We start from the raw sequence: 14,610 nt of genomic DNA on the forward strand, positions 1-14,610 counted from the left end.
GCGTGGGCGAGACCTTCAGGCGCTCAGGCGTTGCTTCACCAGCTTCGACACCAGGCCCATGTCCGCCTGGCCGGCGAGCTTCGGTTTGAGCACACCCATCAGCTTGCCGATGTCGGCAGGGCCGGCAGCACCGGTTTCCGCCACGGCGGCATCAATTGCGGCGATCACCGCAGACTCGGACAGCTTGGCCGGCAGGTAGCGCTCAATCACCACGATCTCGTCGCGCTCGATGACGGCCAGGTCTTCGCGGCTGGCGGCCTCGAACTGGGTGACCGAGTCGCGGCGCTGCTTGACCATCTTGTCGAGGATGACCAGCACCTGGGCATCGTTCAGCTCGATGCGCTCGTCGATTTCCTTTTGTTTCAGTGCCGCCAGCATCAGACGGATCACGCCGAGGCCCTGCTTGTCGCCGCTCTTCATTGCGGCTTTCATGTCATCGGTAAGTTGCTGCTTGAGGGTCATGACGGCGCCTTGTGAGTGTGGGGAGGTGGAAACGATGCCAACGCAAAAAGCCGGCTGCGCATGACGGCGCGGCCGGCTTGGTGCAAGTATCTCCCTCCGTGCCCGTGGCCACGAAGGGCGGGCGCGGGAGGCGTGAGCGGCGCGCCTCAGGCGCGGTGGCTCAACCGCAATCGATCAGCAATCGATCAATACAGGCGCTGGCGCTTGGTCACGTCGCGCGCGGCGCGGCGGGATTGACGCTTCACCGCAGCGGCAGCCTTGCGCTTGCGCTCCTGGGTCGGCTTTTCGTAGTACTCACGCTTGCGGGTCTCGGCGAGTACGCCGGCTTTCTCGCAGGTGCGCTTGAAGCGACGCAGGGCAAACTCGAAGGGCTCGTTTTCGCGGACTTTGACGGCGGGCATACGGAATCTCGGTTCGGGTGAACTGCCTGGCAGATCCAGGCGAGCCGCATATGATAGCGAGGCGCGAGGGACGGGCGCAAGTCCGGGCCGGCTGAATGCGGGAGTACGCCGCGTAAAAGGGGCTGCTGGCGTACCCTGATTGTCCTCCTTCTTCGTTCGAGCTGCCATTGCCGTGAGAGTCCTGGGTATCGAAACCAGTTGCGACGAGACCGGCGTGGCCGTGTACGACACGGCTACCGGCTTGCTCGCGCACGCGCTGTACAGCCAGATAGCGCTGCATGCCGAGTACGGCGGGGTGGTTCCCGAGCTGGCCAGCCGGGATCACGTGCGCAAGCTGCTGCCGCTGATCCGGCAGACCCTGGACGAGGCAGGGATGACAGTCGAGGATATCGACGGGGTGGCCTATACCGCCGGTCCGGGCCTGGTCGGCGCGTTGCTGGTTGGCGCCGGGGTCGCGCGCGCGCTGGCCTGGGCCCTGGACAAGCCGGCGGTCGCGATCCACCACATGGAAGGTCACTTGCTGGCGCCGTTGCTGGAGGATGATCCACGCGGACGCCCGGAGCCGCCGTTCGTGGCGCTGTTGGTCTCGGGGGGGCATACCCAGTTGGTTGCCGTGGACGCCATCGGGAGCTATCGCCTGCTCGGCCAGACCCTGGACGACGCGGCTGGCGAGGCCTTCGACAAGACCGCCAAGCTGATGGGCCTGCCCTACCCGGGTGGGCCACAGCTGGCTGCGCTGGCGGAGCAGGGCACCGCGGGGGCATACAAGTTCGCGCGGCCGATGACCAACCGGCCCGGGCTGGATTTCAGCTTCAGTGGCCTGAAAACCCAGGTGATGCTGGCGTGGCGTGACAGCGACCAGTCCGACCAGGTGCGCGCCGACATCGCGCGTGCGTTCGAGGACGCCGTGGTCGATACGCTGGCGATCAAATGCGAGCGTGCCTTGGAAGCGACGGGTTGCCAAACCCTGGTGGTGGCCGGTGGCGTCGGCGCCAACCGGCGGTTGCGGGCCGGGCTTGACCAGATGACCTCCAGCCGCGGTGGCCGGGTCAGCTTCCCGCGACCGGAGTTCTGCACCGACAACGGCGCCATGATCGCCTTCGCCGGCGCGCTGCGGCTGCAAGCCGGGCAACACGCGGGTGCCGCCGTGACTGTAGCCCCTCGCTGGGACATGGCGGCCTTGCCGGCAGTTTGACGGGCATCCCTCCACACCATCACACCGGTACGCGCCGCGATGGCGCTGCCCAAGGCACGGGAACGCAATGGACAAGGTATTCATCGAAGGGCTGCAGATCGACGCACTGATTGGCATCTATGACTGGGAGCGGCGGATCCGCCAGCCGCTGGTATTTGATATCGAGATGGCGTTCGACAACAAGATCCCGGCGGCAACCGATGCCATCGGCGATACGCTCAATTACAAGGCCGTCAGCAAGCGGGTCGTCGAGTACGTATCGCAATCCGACTTTGGCCTGGTGGAGACCCTGGCTGAACGGGTGGCGTCGATCATCCTGGAGGAGTTCGGTGTGCAGCACGTCAAGCTCAAACTGAGCAAGCCCGGCGCCGTGCGTGGCGCACGTGCGGTGGGGGTGATGATTGAGCGAGCGGCCGGTACCCTGCACGGATGAATCCAATCACCTATCCCGAATTTCTGCAGCCAGTGCTTGCCATTCCGTATGCCCCGACCGTGCTTGGCATCGTGTTTCTGGTGCTCACGGCATGGATCGCCAACTGGCTCACCCGTCAGGTACTGCTGAAGATCGTGGCCCGGGTGGCCCGGCTTTCGCCGTCGCGTTGGGACGACGCGATCATGTCGCGCCGGGTGCTGGCGCGGCTGGCCAACGTGGTCCCGGCACTGGTGCTGCTGGCCGGGGTGGGTGCAGTACCGGGCTTGCCCGAAGTCGTGGATGCGGTGATACGCAATGTCGCCTGGGCCTATGTCGCGCTGACCCTGGCCATGGCGGTCGGCAACCTGCTGGACGCGCTCAACGATATCTACCAGGCCAATAGCCGCTACGCACGCGAACGGCCGATCAAGGGCTACCTGCAACTGGTCAAGTTGGTGGTGTACGTGATTGCCGCAGTGTTGATCATCGCCGCGCTGATCAACAAGAACCCGGGGATCCTGCTGACCGGCCTGGGGGCGATGACTGCGGTGACGATGCTGGTGTTCAAGGACACCATCTTGTCGTTGGTAGCCAGCGTGCAGTTGGCCAGCAACGACATGCTGCGGGTTGACGACTGGATCGAGATGCCCAGCCAGAACGCCGACGGCGACGTGATCGACATCAGCCTGCATACCGTCAAGGTGCAGAACTGGGACAAGACGATCAGCACCATCCCGACCCACAAGCTGATCAGCGAGAGCTTCCGCAACTGGCGGGGGATGCAGCAATCGGGCGGGCGACGGATCAAGCGGTCATTGCTGCTGGACCAGTCCTCGGTGCGCTTCCTGAGCCCCGAGGAGCGAACCAGCCTGCGTCGTATCGCGCTCATCGACGATTACCTGGATACCCAGCGTGAGGAGCTGGAGGCGTACAACGCCAAGCTGCAGGCGGCCGGCAAGGACCCCGTCAACAACCGCCGCGCGACCAACCTGGGCACCTTCCGCGCCTACGTCACGGCCTACCTGCGCGCCCACCCGGGGGTGAACCAGGACATGACCCTGATCGTGCGCCAGCAAGACCCCGGTCCGACTGGCTTGCCGATGGAGATCTACTGTTTCTCCGCCGATGTCGGCTGGGTGGCCTACGAGAACCTGGCGGGCGATATCTTCGATCATCTGCTGGCCGTGCTGCCCGAGTTCGGCCTGCGCCTGTTCCAGCAGCCTAGTGGTGCTGACATGATTGCCGGCCTGGGCGGTCATCCGCGCGGTGTGGTCAATACGGCGGCTGTGGCGGCGGCCGCCGCCGATGCCGATATCGACACCGATGGCCGTCCTGCAGATTCCGACACCCGCCCTGCACAACCGGACCGCGCATGAGCTGGGCGTATCTGAGCCTGGGCAGCAACCTGGACCCGGCGCGGCATCTGCGCGAGGCAATCGCCGCGTTGCACGAGCGCTTCGCGGTGATCAGGCTGTCACCGACCTACCGCACCCGCGCGGTAGGTTTCGAAGGCAGCGACTTCTACAACGCGGCCGCCGTGATCCAGACCGATCTTGAACCGGACGCGTTGAACGATTGGTTACATGCACTCGAAGATGCCCACGGCCGCGACCGCAGCGGCCCGCGTTACGGGGATCGCAGTCTGGATATCGACGTGGTGTTGTTTGACGACCGGGTCATGGAGGGCGCAGGCAACCTGCGTATTCCCCGGCCGGAACTGAAGCACGCATTCGTGCTGAAGCCGTTGGCCGATATCGCCGCCGACACGGTCGTGCCCGGTGATGGCCGCACCCTGGCCGAGTTGTGGGCGATGCACGAGGACCACGACCTGCCGATGGAAGTGATCGAGCTTTAGCCGGCCAGCATCCGGCCACCGTCCAGATACAGCACTTGTCCTGTGCAGTAGCTTGCGTCCTGTAGCAACCAGCGCACGGCTTCGGCGACTTCCGCCGGCGTGCCAGTGCGGGCCAGTGGCGTGCGCGCGATTTTCGCCTGCTGCACCGCGGTGAGGGAGGCGGCGTCACCGTTTGCTGACGGTCCGGTAGCCGTGTCGGTCGGGTCCTGCGGCCACAGGATCGCGCCGGGCGAGACTGCGTTGACGCGCACCCGCGGCCCCAGTTCCAGTGCCAGTGACTTGGTGGCCATCAGTAGCGCCGCCTTTGCCATGCAGTAGATCGTGTGTTCCGGCAGTGGGCGCTCGGCGTGGATATCGGTCATGTTGACGATGGCACCGCCGGCGGCAGCCAGGTGGGGCGCTGCGGCCTGGGCGAGGAAGAATGGCGCGCGGGCGTTGCTGGCAAACAGCTCGTCCCACTGCGCCGGCGTGGCCTGGCCGACCGGCGTGGCCCGGAAGCCAGAAGCATTGTTGACCAGCGCGTCCAGGCGGCCGAAGCGACCGATCGTTCGCGCGATCATCTCCGGCAAGCGATCAAAATCGGCCAACTCCGCCTGCAGTACCAGGGTGCTGCGTGGACGCGTCGTTTCCAGTTCGGCCACCAGCACGCCCAGCTCCGCCTCGGAACGGCGGTAATGCAGGGCCAGGTCGTAACCCGCCGCGTGCAAGGTGCGGGCAATGGCCGCACCGATGCGGTGGGCGCTTCCAGTGATCAGGGCAACGGGTCGGGACATGGCGGCAGGCAATCAGCCAGCATTGGTGGGTGAACCGCTATCCTGCGCGACTGGGATGTCCAATGCCAAGCGAGCTCCGTCAACGTGAGTGACTTCACCCTTCCGCCGCCCGATGCCGATGCGCTCGCCCATAGCGAGCAGTTGCAGGCATTGATCCACCAGCAGATCGCCGCCAGCGACGGCGCGATCGCGTTCTCGCGCTTCATGGAGCTGGCCCTGTATGCGCCTGGCCTGGGTTATTACAGCGCCGGGGCAAGCAAGTTTGGCGAGTCGGGGGATTTCATCACCGCCCCCGAACTGGGCCCCGTCTTTGCGACCTGCGTGGCCGAAGCGGTGGCGCCGGTGTTGGCGCAATGCGGTTCGCAAGCCCGGATGCTGGAGTTGGGCGGCGGCACCGGCGCGTTTGCAGAGGTGGCGCTCAAGACCCTGCACGAGCTCGGTGCAGTGCCCCACCGTTACGCGATCCTGGAGCCGAGCGCGCAGTTGCGCCAGCGCCAGCAGCAACGGCTTCGCGAGCAGTTGCCGGCGTCGCTGTTCGAGCGGGTCGAATGGCTGGACGCGCCGTTCGCGGATGACTGGGATGGCGTCGTGTTCGCCAACGAGGTGATCGACGCGCTGCCGACCCCGCGTTTCGCGATCGACCAGGGCCAGGTGTACGAGGAGCACGTGGTGGTGGCCGAAGCCGGCCTGGTGCGTGAGTGCCGCCCCGCCGACGCGTTCCTGTGCGGCGCGGTGCGCAACCTCGAGCAACGACTGGAGCAGCCATTGCCGGATGGCTACCGCTCCGAGGTGCTGCCGCAGCTGCCGTACTGGATCCAGGCGGTCGCCGGTGGACTGCAGCGTGGCGCGATGCTGTTCGCCGACTACGGCTATCCGCGCGCCGAGTACTACCTGCCCGAGCGCAGCGATGGCACCTTGCGCGCCTACTACCGCCACCGCATGCATGCCGATCCGCTGTTGTGGCCCGGCCTGCAGGACATCACCGCGTCAGTGGACTTCACCGCGTTGGCCGAAGCCGGCGCGGGGGCGGGGTTCGAGCTGGCGGGGTACTGCAGCCAGGCCAGTTTCGTGCTCGGCAATGGCCTGGCCGGGATACTGTCGCAGGTCGAGACGCTCGCCGATGATGGCCAGCGGCAGCAACGCGTCAACGAGATCAAGCAGCTCACCCTGCCCAGCCACATGGGGGAGCGTTTCCAGGTGATGGGGTTCCAGAAGGACGTCGAATTCGACGCGGCGTTCCTGGCTGGCGACCTGAGTTTCCGGTTGTGACCAGCGAGGCGGCGGCGACGCAGCGCCGATGGTTGCGCGACTTCCATCGGCCGTGGTTGTGGCTGGCCGGATGGGTGGGCTTGCTGGTATTGGTCGCCGTGGGTTCGCTGCTACCGTCCGACGACCTGCCATCGGTGTCGCTGGCGTATTTCGACAAAGCCCAGCACTTCGTGGGCCATGCGGTGCTGTCGGTCTATGCGGTGATGCTGTTTGCGCGCCTGCGTACCCAGGCCGTGGTCGCGTTGGGGTTGATCGGGTTCGGCATCGCCCTGGAGTTCGCCCAGGCCATGCTCACCATCGACCGGATGGGTGACAGTGCCGACGTGGTCGCCAACAGCCTCGGCGTGCTGGCCGGCTTGTTGTTGTCGGCCACGCCGGTGGCGCGCTGGTTGCAGCACCTGGATGCGCGATTGCGCTGAGTGCGCGATGGCACCCGTCGCGAGGCCGCTTCAGGGTCTCTTGCCGGTAGCCGCCGCGACGGCCGCGACGCGTGCCTCTCGCAGTGCCGCGCCGATGGCCGGGCCCGAGAGGCCGTCAGGCAAGTCGTTTGCGCGTATCGAGCAGGCGACTGCATGGGCGGCACGCAGTGCGTCTGCCTGCGGATAGGCGTCTTCGGCGTGGCCGGTGCGGCCGCGTTTGTCGGCGCTGCAGACGGTGGCCAGTTGGTCGATCCGCCCGGGCTTGCGGAAGCCATCGCAACGCTCGATCAGCGTGATCACGGTACCGGCACGCAATTCGTCAAAGCGGTGCACGTTGAGGTGCTCGCGGCAGGCAATCGCGGCCAACTGGAAATGCTCGTTGGGGACTTTCAGCCGTTCGCACAGGGCGCGCAACGGCGCGACGCCGGCTTGTTCGTGGCCGATGTGGCGTGGCAGCACATGGGCCGGGGTCAACGCCTTGCCCAGGTCGTGGGTGAGCGCGGCGAAACCGATCAGGTCGTGGCCCGGGGCCATCCGCGCGGCCATGTCGCATACCAGTTCGACATGCACGCCGGTGTCGACCTCCGGATGGAACTCGGCGCGCTGGGGGACGCCATACAACGCGTCCACCTCGGGCAACACCACCGCCAGCGCGCCGGCGTCGTGCAAGGTCCGCAGGAACGCCGACGGCCGTGCGCTGGCGAGGGCGCGCCGCAACTCCTGCCAGACCCGCTCGGGCACCAGTTCGGCCAACTCGCCCGACGCCACCATCTGTTGCATCAACGCCATGGTCTGGTCGGCGACGGTGAAGCCATGCGCCGCAAACCGGGCCATGAAGCGCGCCGCGCGCAACACCCGCAACGGGTCCTCGACGAAGGCTTCGCCAACGTGGCGCAGCACGCGCGCCTGGATATCGGCCGCGCCGCCGTGGGGATCGATCAGCTTGCCTTGGACGTCCTGGGCGATCGCGTTGATGGTGAAATCGCGCCGGCCAAGATCGTCTTCCAGCGTCACCGATGGATCGGCATCGACCACGAAACCGCGGTAGCCCCGCCCGGACTTGCGCTCGGTCCTGGCCAGCGCATGTTCCTCACCGGTATCGGGATGCAGGAACACCGGGAAATCACGGCCGACCGGTTTGAAGCCGGCGGCTTCCATCGCGGCCTGGGTCTGGCCGACCACGACCCAGTCGCGGTCACCGGGCTCCAGACCGAGCAGGCGGTCACGCACCGCGCCGCCGACCAGGTAGACCTCCATCAGGACGCGGTGCCGCTGGCCGGGCAGGCGAACGACTTGCGCGGCGCATCGGTACTGCCCTGCATGCGATCAGTCAAGCGCGCCGCATCGCCATCCAGGCGCCAGTCGTAGATCACGCTGAATGCCAGCACGCGGGCCACGTACTCGCGGGTTTCGCGGTAGCTGATGGTCTCGATCCAGAAGTCCGCATCCATGCTCGGCCGTTGCGCTTGCCAGCGTCCCAGCGGCGCCGGCCCGGCGTTGTAGCCGGCGATGGCGAAGTACGGCTTGCCGCCGTACTGGTCGAGCATCTGGCGCAGGTAGGCGGTGCCCAGGGCGATGTTGGTGTCGGGGTCGTACAGGCTGTCCGAGCCGCCCCATGGCTGGCCGATGCGTCGCGCCACTGCGGCGCCGGTGCTGGGCAGCACCTGCATCAGGCCCAGGGCGTTGGCGCCGGAACGCGCCTTCGGGTTGAAGATGCTTTCGGCGCGGATCTCGGCCGCCACCCAGGCCGGATCGAGGTCGTTGCGCGCGGCCTGGCTGCGAATGGTGGCATCGTGGTGAAGCGGGAAACGCAATGCATACAGCTGCTTCTCGCCGGGCGCCTTGCCCAGTGAAAACACCGCGCGGTCGAACCAGCCATTGGCCTGCGCCAGCTTGACCGCGACCTGGCGCTGGGTGTCGCTGAAACCGTCGGTGGCGTCATGCCATTCCTTCACCGCCCAGCTCGGGTGGCCCAGCAGGTGCAGCCCGAGCGCGCGTTGCAGCGCGGGATCGGCCGCCACTTTCGCGATGGCCGTGGCATCGGCGTCGACCTTCCAGGGGCACAGTGCGTAGGGCTGGCCGAGGCGATCGGCGGCCAGGAAGCCATGGAACTCCGCCTCGCGCGCGGCCGCTTCGTACTTGGTCTTTGCGGTGGCTTTGTCGCCACCGAGCTCGGCCAGCCGCGCCTCGAAATACTCGTACCGCGAATCGCTGCGCTGCTTGTCGCCCATCTTGCGGATCGCGACCAGGGCGGCGGGCCAATCCGAGCGTGCCAGCGCCTCGCGTACGCGCCACTCATGCAAGCGGGGGTCATAGCTGGCTTCGGGTACCAGGTTGAGCCGGCGCTCGGAGTCGGGAAGGTAGGAGGCCACCGTCCACAGCGCGATCATGTACATCGCACGGCCGCGGTCGGCTTCGGTGAAGCCCAACGCGTTGGCGTACTGCGGCAACAAGGCCTCGGCGCGGTCGGGGTCACTCTTGCCCAGCTTGGCCAGGCCATGGGACGCGACCAGGCGGCTGCGATCGGTCTTTGGCCAGCTCAGCGCGCGCGGGTGCGGGGAGTCCATGAAAGCGGCGTACTGCTCCGCCAGTTCGCGCTCGGGGGCGGACAGGCCGCTGGCCGCGCTGCGCATCACCCCCGGCTGCCATTCGGCGGTGGCGGCCTCGATTCGATCCCAGCGCATCGCCGGTGTCAGGCCGCCGCGCTCGCTGAGCGCGGCGAACACCGGATCGCAGTCGTTGGGCAGCGACTTGCCGCTGCTGTTCCATAGGGCTTGCGCGTCCTTGACCCATTGCGCGTCTGTCTTGCCCAAGGTGACCTGTGCATCCAGTTTTGCGCAGCGCAATTTGGTGCTGTCGATGTTGTTGTTCCACGCTGACAGAAGCGCGGCGGGGTCGTTGCGGCGCGCGCTGGCGGCCAGCCACGCGGCCCGGAACAACTCGGCCACCGCCGTGCCCTGGTATTGCTGCAGGAAGGCTTCGGCGCGCGATGGCACGACGCTGTCGATGTTGCGTCGCAGGCTGGCGTACTGGATCCACCGATAAAGCGGGTGGTCCACCAGGTCGGCGTACTGCCCCGCGTCGAACCGACCGCGCTCGGCCGCCTCGATCGCCGCGCCGACGCGTGGCAGTTGCGGGTCGGCCAGCGGTTTGATCGATGCGGTCGGGACGGGCGCGGCCGTGGCGGTCGACGATTGCGCGGCCGGTGTCGGGGTGGATTGGGCGCAGGCAGGCGTGGCAACCGTCATAGCCAGCGCGGCGAGTACGATGGGCAGGATTGGGGGCAACATGACGCGACTATAGCTCAGCCGGCATGAACGTCCCGACGCCCGAAGGCGACGTGCCCGATGCCCGATCCGCATCCCCAAACCCCCGCCGTGCATGGTTTTCCGCTCAGGCCGTCCTTGGAGTATCGATGACATCGCTATGGTTGTTGTTTCCCTTGCTCGGCCTGGTGGTGGGCGTGTTGGCCGGCTTGCTCGGCGTGGGCGGCGGGCTGGTCCTGGTCGCGGCGCTGGTATGGCTGTTGCCACTGTTGGGGGTGCCGCCGGACGCCGCGATGCACGCCGCGTTGGCCAGTTCCCTGGCGAGCATCGTGCTGACTGCCGCAGCCTCCGCGCGGGCCCACTCCAAGCGCGGCAGCGTGCTGTGGCCAACGGTGGCGTGGATGGTGCCGGGGCTGCTGATCGGCGGCTGGCTGGGCAGTGGCGTGGCGGTACGTATTGGTGATGATGCGCTGCGCTATATCGTCGCCGGCTACTGCCTGCTGGCGGCGGCGCAAATACAGTTTGGCCGGCAACGGTCGGCGACCGGCCCCGCCGTGCCCGCACCGCGGGGCGTGCCGATGGTCGTCGCCGGTGGCGGTATCGGCGCACTGTCGGCGGTGATTGGTATTGGCGGTGGCAGCATGACGGTGCCATTGCTGGTCTGGCGAGGGGTGATACCGGTACGCGCGGTCGGTACCTCCTCGGCGTGCGGAGTTGCCATCGGCCTGGCCAGCGCGCTGGGCTATGCGGTGCACGCGCCTGCGGGTGCGCTGCCGGAGTACGCGATTGGCTATGTGTACCTGCCGGCCGCGATCGGGGTGGCGATTGCCTCGGTCGTGGCAGCGCCTTGGGGGACTCGTCTGGCGCATCGCCTGCCTGCAGCCAGCCTCAAGCAGATCTTCGCGCTGTTCCTGGTGATCGTCTCCGTGAGCCTGTTGGTGGGCGGGTAGTGCCTGCGAAGAGAATCGTCGCGATAAGTCGCCCAAAGAACCGCCAGCCCGGCTGAGCTTCGGCAAAGGTCTTCAGCTCCATGCCGGCATCGGAGAAGGAAGGCACGGAGGGCTCCGGCGTTGACGGGATAAGTGCATTTGTAACATCATTAGTTACATGAAAAAAGACAGCCGCCTATCCGTCGTGCTCCATGCACTGCTACACATGGCAGAGCACCGGGTCCCCATGACGTCCGATGCGTTAGCCCGGTGCCTCGGCACCCATCCGGTTGTGGTGAGGCGCACCATGGGCCTGCTACGCAACGCGGGGCTTGTCGCTGCGGATCGCGGCCATGCGGGGGGATGGTGGATCAAGGCCGACCTTTCCGCCGTCTCCCTGCGCGATCTGCACGAGGCGCTCGGAGAGCCCGCGCTTTTTTCCGTCGGGAACCGCAGCGAGCACCCGGCCTGCCTGGTCGAGCAGGCGGTCAATGCGGCGCTCAACCATGCCTTCGACGAGGCCGAGGCGCTGCTGATGGAGCGGTTCGCAGCGGTCTCTCTGGCTCAACTGGCCGCGGATTTCGCGCGCAGGCATCAGACCCATCGAAGCGGAGCATCCATATGAAGTACGACGTGATCGTCATTGGCGGCAGCTATGCGGGGATGGCAGCGGCCCTCCAGCTACTCAGGGCGCGCCGGACAGTCCTGGTCATTGATGCCGGACAGCGTAGAAATCGCGCGGCTACCGCGTCACACGGTTTCCTCGGCCAGGATGGTGTCGACCCGGGCGAGTTCGCGAGCACCGCGCGTGCACAACTCGAGCGTTATCCCACGTTGACCTGGCTGGATAGTCTTGTAGTCGCTGCATCCGGTGCCAAGGATGATTTCACGGTGAGCACCCGAGACGGCGACGATCACCAGGCACGGCGCCTACTGCTGGCGATAGGTGTGTCCGATGAGCTGCCCCAGGTTCCTGGATTGGCTGAGCGTTGGGGAACGAGCGCATTTCACTGTCCTTATTGTCACGGCTATGAGCTGACCAACGGCCGCATCGGCGTCATCGCCTCCGGACCCAACTCGGTTCATCAGGCCCGGCTCCTACCGGAGTGGGGCCAGGTGACCTTCTTCCTCAACGGCGTGCTCGATCTGGATCAGCACGCCGGTGGGCAAGAGCTGCTGGAGCGAGGCGTTACCATCGAGTCCACCAAAATTGCCGGAATCGAGGGGCATGCGGATATTGTGCTGGCAGACGGCCGGCGCTTGCCTTTTGAGGGGGTGTTCACCGCTCCGCGCAACGCCCCGTCTACGCCTATCGCCGAGCAGATGGCATGCGAGCTCATGGATACCCCAATGGGTACTCAGATCAGAACAAATGAGGCCAAGGAAACCAGTGTTTCCGGCGTGTACGCCTGTGGTGATACGGCACGCGTCCCGCATTCGGTTTCACTGGCTGTGGGGGACGGTGCGTGGGCTGGTGCGCAGTTGCACCAATCGTTGGTGTTCCCGCCGGCATAGCCTTGCACGGGCAAATCTAAGGTCCGCTTTCGGTGGCGGTTTCAACAGGTCAACGCAACAGTTCGTGGCCCGCAGCGACCAAGGACGGGCGGGATCCCAGTGTGAACGCCCGGCTTGGGATCATCATGATCCTGTCATATCCAACTGATCTGCTGTTCTCAGCATGAACGCATCGCTGAGTCCGCCGTTTGCCGCGCTGGCCGCCCCGCCGCTCCCCTGCGACGGCGCCGAAGAGGCGGCGTTTCAGCGGCATCGGACCATCTGGATCTCCGACACCCACCTGGGCACGTCTGGCTGCAAGGCGGAGTTCCTGCTGGACTTCCTCAAGTGGAATGACTCCGACACCCTTTACCTGGTCGGCGACATCATCGACGGATGGCGACTGCGCAAGGGCTGGCACTGGCCGCAGTCGCACAACGACGTCATCCAGAAGGTGCTTCGCAAGGCCCGTAAGGGCACGCGCGTGGTCTATGTACCGGGCAACCACGACGAGTTCGCGCGCGCCTACGTGAACCATGCCTTTGGAGGCATCGAAGTGGTGCACGAGATCGTGCACCGCACGGCTGACGGCAGGCGCCTGCTGGTAACCCACGGCGACCTGTTCGATGGTGTTGTGCAGCAGGCCAGGTGGCTGGCGTTGCTGGGAGACACGCTGTACACGCTGATCCTGGCCCTCAACCACTGGTTCAACCGCGCCCGCGCGCGCCTGGGCTTCGGCTACTGGTCCCTGTCTCAATATCTCAAGCACAAGGCCAAGAGCGCCGTGGCCTTCATCACCGATTTCGAGCTGGCGTTGGTTCGGGAGGCGCGTCGCCGCGGCTTCGACGGCGTCGTTTGCGGGCATATCCACAAGGCGGAGATTCGCATGGTTGACGGCATGCTCTATTGCAACGACGGGGACTGGGTCGAGAGTCTTACCGCCCTGGTCGAGGACCACGCGGGGCAGCTGCGCATCGTCGAATGGAGGGACATCCGGCAATCGACGCCGGCGCTCGCGGCGGTGGAGCCGTGAGGATCCTGATCGTCACCGATGCCTGGGAGCCGCAGGTCAACGGCGTGGTGCGGACCCTCAAATCCACGCGGCGGGAGCTCGAACGCATCGGCCACCAGGTCGAGCTCATCACGCCATCGGGATTCCGCACGCTGCCGTGCCCGACCTATCCGGACATCCGGCTATCCCTGCTGCCGGGGCGCCAGGTGCGCCGCCGCATCCGCGCGTTCGCGCCGCAGGCGATCCATATCGCCACGGAAGGGCCGCTCGGCATGGCCGCGCGCGCGTATGCGCTGCGCCATCGGCTGCCGTACACCACCGCGTACCACACGCGCTTCCCGGAGTACGTACGGGCGCGCACCGGGTTGCCGCTGGCGGTCACGTACCGTTTCCTGCGCTGGTTCCACGGTCGTGCCGAGGCGGTGATGGTGCCGACCGAGGTCGTGCGGCGCGATCTGGTAGCGAACGGCTTTGCCCCCTCGAAGGTCGTGCTGTGGTCCCGCGGCGTGGACCTGGACATCTTCAATCCCGGGCCGGCGATGCCCCACGATCTGACCAAGCCGATCTTCCTGTGCGTCGGCCGCGTCGCAGTGGAGAAGAACATCGAGGCCTTCCTGCGGCTCGACCTGCCCGGCAGTAAATGGGTCGCCGGCGAGGGACCGGCGCTGGCCAAGCTGAAGGCGGAGTTCCCCGACGTCCGGTTCACCGGGGTGCTGGGGCAGGCGGAACTGGCGACGCTCTACAACGCCGCCGATGTGTTCGTGTTCCCGAGCCGCACCGACACGTTCGGGCTGGTGCTGCTCGAGGCGCTGGCCTGCGGCTGCCCGGTCGCCGCCTATCCCGTCACCGGCCCGGTGGACGTGATCGGCGATTCGCCGGCGGGTGCGCTCGACGAGGATCTGCGCGCCGCCGCGCTGCGCGCGCTCACGATCGACCGCGCTGTTGCACGCAGGCATGCCGAGCGCTTCTCCTGGGAGGCGTGTACGCGGCAGTTCCTCTCGCACCTGCATCCGTTCGATCCCGGACCCGGCCCCGGAGAAGTTGCGATCGCGCCGGCGCCTGGTCCGCCCGCGAGCCACGGACCGTCGGTACCGTGACGGACGGTGGAGGCACTTCGCCGCCT

At 66.7% G+C, this 14,610-nt stretch carries 16 protein-coding genes; 11 read left to right on the plus strand and 5 right to left on the minus strand.

Going from position 1 to position 14,610, the window contains the following annotated elements:
* Window positions 1–15 precede the first annotated feature (15 nt).
* Both ACW5DN_RS12215 and rpsU read right to left on the minus strand, forming a co-directional pair.
* Window positions 16–462 carry a GatB/YqeY domain-containing protein gene (locus ACW5DN_RS12215; protein WP_456963091.1) on the minus strand — a complete coding sequence of 149 codons (447 nt, stop codon included), beginning with the start codon at window positions 460–462 and terminating at the stop codon, window positions 16–18.
* 185 nt (window positions 463–647) lie between these two features.
* On the minus strand, window positions 648–863 hold the full coding sequence (rpsU, locus tag ACW5DN_RS12220) for a 30S ribosomal protein S21 (RefSeq protein ID WP_456963092.1): 216 nt from the start codon (window positions 861–863) through the stop codon (window positions 648–650).
* A gap of 172 nt (window positions 864–1,035) precedes the next feature.
* On the opposite strand from rpsU, the gene tsaD reads away from it, so the two are divergent.
* From tsaD to folK, 4 genes are all read left to right on the plus strand, one after another.
* Window positions 1,036–2,058 (plus strand): tRNA (adenosine(37)-N6)-threonylcarbamoyltransferase complex transferase subunit TsaD, encoded by a 1,023-nt coding sequence (tsaD, locus tag ACW5DN_RS12225; protein WP_456963093.1) that lies wholly within the window; start codon window positions 1,036–1,038, stop codon window positions 2,056–2,058.
* A 67-nt stretch (window positions 2,059–2,125) separates the two neighbouring features.
* The gene (folB, locus tag ACW5DN_RS12230; protein ID WP_456963094.1) at window positions 2,126–2,491 is read left to right on the plus strand and encodes a dihydroneopterin aldolase; all 366 of its coding nucleotides are present in this window, start codon (window positions 2,126–2,128) and stop codon (window positions 2,489–2,491) included.
* Complete coding sequence (locus ACW5DN_RS12235; protein WP_456963095.1) at window positions 2,488–3,846, plus strand: mechanosensitive ion channel family protein; 1,359 nt, start codon at window positions 2,488–2,490, stop codon at window positions 3,844–3,846. The genes folB and ACW5DN_RS12235 overlap by 4 nt, the downstream gene beginning before the upstream one ends.
* The gene (gene folK / locus ACW5DN_RS12240; RefSeq protein WP_456963096.1) at window positions 3,843–4,325 is read left to right on the plus strand and encodes a 2-amino-4-hydroxy-6-hydroxymethyldihydropteridine diphosphokinase; all 483 of its coding nucleotides are present in this window, start codon (window positions 3,843–3,845) and stop codon (window positions 4,323–4,325) included. Before ACW5DN_RS12235 ends, folK begins: the two co-directional genes overlap by 4 nt.
* Here the strand turns inward: folK and ACW5DN_RS12245 are convergent.
* Window positions 4,322–5,098: a pteridine reductase gene (locus tag ACW5DN_RS12245; protein ID WP_456963097.1), complete on the minus strand. Its 777-nt coding sequence runs from the start codon at window positions 5,096–5,098 to the stop codon at window positions 4,322–4,324. The genes folK and ACW5DN_RS12245 overlap by 4 nt on opposite strands.
* Window positions 5,099–5,182: 84 nt before the next feature.
* Between ACW5DN_RS12245 and ACW5DN_RS12250 the strand changes: the two genes are divergently transcribed.
* Both ACW5DN_RS12250 and ACW5DN_RS12255 read left to right on the plus strand, forming a co-directional pair.
* Window positions 5,183–6,367, plus strand: coding sequence for a class I SAM-dependent methyltransferase (locus ACW5DN_RS12250; RefSeq protein WP_456963098.1), 1,185 nt, complete (start codon window positions 5,183–5,185; stop codon window positions 6,365–6,367).
* Window positions 6,364–6,786, plus strand: a complete 423-nt coding sequence (locus ACW5DN_RS12255) for a hypothetical protein (protein ID WP_456963099.1) — start codon at window positions 6,364–6,366, stop codon at window positions 6,784–6,786. Before ACW5DN_RS12250 ends, ACW5DN_RS12255 begins: the two co-directional genes overlap by 4 nt.
* A gap of 30 nt (window positions 6,787–6,816) precedes the next feature.
* On the opposite strand, the gene ACW5DN_RS12260 is transcribed toward ACW5DN_RS12255, so the two are convergent.
* Window positions 6,817–8,043, minus strand: coding sequence for a multifunctional CCA addition/repair protein (locus ACW5DN_RS12260; protein WP_456963100.1), 1,227 nt, complete (start codon window positions 8,041–8,043; stop codon window positions 6,817–6,819).
* Window positions 8,043–10,076, minus strand: coding sequence for a transglycosylase SLT domain-containing protein (locus tag ACW5DN_RS12265; RefSeq protein WP_456963101.1), 2,034 nt, complete (start codon window positions 10,074–10,076; stop codon window positions 8,043–8,045). The genes ACW5DN_RS12260 and ACW5DN_RS12265 overlap by 1 nt, the downstream gene beginning before the upstream one ends.
* Before the next feature lie 125 nt (window positions 10,077–10,201).
* On the opposite strand from ACW5DN_RS12265, the gene ACW5DN_RS12270 reads away from it, so the two are divergent.
* From ACW5DN_RS12270 to ACW5DN_RS12290, 5 genes are all read left to right on the plus strand, one after another.
* Window positions 10,202–11,002: a sulfite exporter TauE/SafE family protein gene (locus ACW5DN_RS12270; protein ID WP_456963102.1), complete on the plus strand. Its 801-nt coding sequence runs from the start codon at window positions 10,202–10,204 to the stop codon at window positions 11,000–11,002.
* A 157-nt stretch (window positions 11,003–11,159) separates the two neighbouring features.
* A complete protein-coding gene (locus ACW5DN_RS12275; protein ID WP_456963103.1) occupies window positions 11,160–11,606 on the plus strand; it encodes an Rrf2 family transcriptional regulator in 447 nt (148 codons plus the stop codon).
* Window positions 11,603–12,496: an NAD(P)/FAD-dependent oxidoreductase gene (locus tag ACW5DN_RS12280; RefSeq protein WP_456963104.1), complete on the plus strand. Its 894-nt coding sequence runs from the start codon at window positions 11,603–11,605 to the stop codon at window positions 12,494–12,496. The genes ACW5DN_RS12275 and ACW5DN_RS12280 overlap by 4 nt, the downstream gene beginning before the upstream one ends.
* A gap of 163 nt (window positions 12,497–12,659) precedes the next feature.
* Window positions 12,660–13,508, plus strand: coding sequence for a UDP-2,3-diacylglucosamine diphosphatase (locus ACW5DN_RS12285; protein WP_456963105.1), 849 nt, complete (start codon window positions 12,660–12,662; stop codon window positions 13,506–13,508).
* Complete coding sequence (locus ACW5DN_RS12290; RefSeq protein ID WP_456963106.1) at window positions 13,505–14,584, plus strand: glycosyltransferase family 4 protein; 1,080 nt, start codon at window positions 13,505–13,507, stop codon at window positions 14,582–14,584. Before ACW5DN_RS12285 ends, ACW5DN_RS12290 begins: the two co-directional genes overlap by 4 nt.
* Window positions 14,585–14,610 lie beyond the last annotated feature (26 nt).

The sequence above is a fragment of the Lysobacter sp. A289 genome, assembly GCF_054072675.1.

What these genes read in the sequence shown, in the direction of transcription:
- folB (WP_456963094.1), top strand. Translation starts at nt 2,126, where the DNA reads ATGGACAAGGTATTCATCGAAGGGCTGCAGATCGACGCACTGATTGGC.
- rpsU (WP_456963092.1), bottom strand. Translation starts at nt 863, where the DNA reads ATGCCCGCCGTCAAAGTCCGCGAAAACGAGCCCTTCGAGTTTGCCCTG.
- ACW5DN_RS12275 (WP_456963103.1), top strand. Translation starts at nt 11,160, where the DNA reads ATGAAAAAAGACAGCCGCCTATCCGTCGTGCTCCATGCACTGCTACAC.
- folK (WP_456963096.1), top strand. Translation starts at nt 3,843, where the DNA reads ATGAGCTGGGCGTATCTGAGCCTGGGCAGCAACCTGGACCCGGCGCGG.
- ACW5DN_RS12215 (WP_456963091.1), bottom strand. Translation starts at nt 462, where the DNA reads ATGACCCTCAAGCAGCAACTTACCGATGACATGAAAGCCGCAATGAAG.
- ACW5DN_RS12280 (WP_456963104.1), top strand. Translation starts at nt 11,603, where the DNA reads ATGAAGTACGACGTGATCGTCATTGGCGGCAGCTATGCGGGGATGGCA.
- ACW5DN_RS12235 (WP_456963095.1), top strand. Translation starts at nt 2,488, where the DNA reads ATGAATCCAATCACCTATCCCGAATTTCTGCAGCCAGTGCTTGCCATT.
- ACW5DN_RS12285 (WP_456963105.1), top strand. Translation starts at nt 12,660, where the DNA reads ATGAACGCATCGCTGAGTCCGCCGTTTGCCGCGCTGGCCGCCCCGCCG.
- ACW5DN_RS12270 (WP_456963102.1), top strand. Translation starts at nt 10,202, where the DNA reads ATGACATCGCTATGGTTGTTGTTTCCCTTGCTCGGCCTGGTGGTGGGC.
- ACW5DN_RS12260 (WP_456963100.1), bottom strand. Translation starts at nt 8,043, where the DNA reads ATGGAGGTCTACCTGGTCGGCGGCGCGGTGCGTGACCGCCTGCTCGGT.
- ACW5DN_RS12265 (WP_456963101.1), bottom strand. Translation starts at nt 10,076, where the DNA reads ATGTTGCCCCCAATCCTGCCCATCGTACTCGCCGCGCTGGCTATGACG.
- ACW5DN_RS12245 (WP_456963097.1), bottom strand. Translation starts at nt 5,098, where the DNA reads ATGTCCCGACCCGTTGCCCTGATCACTGGAAGCGCCCACCGCATCGGT.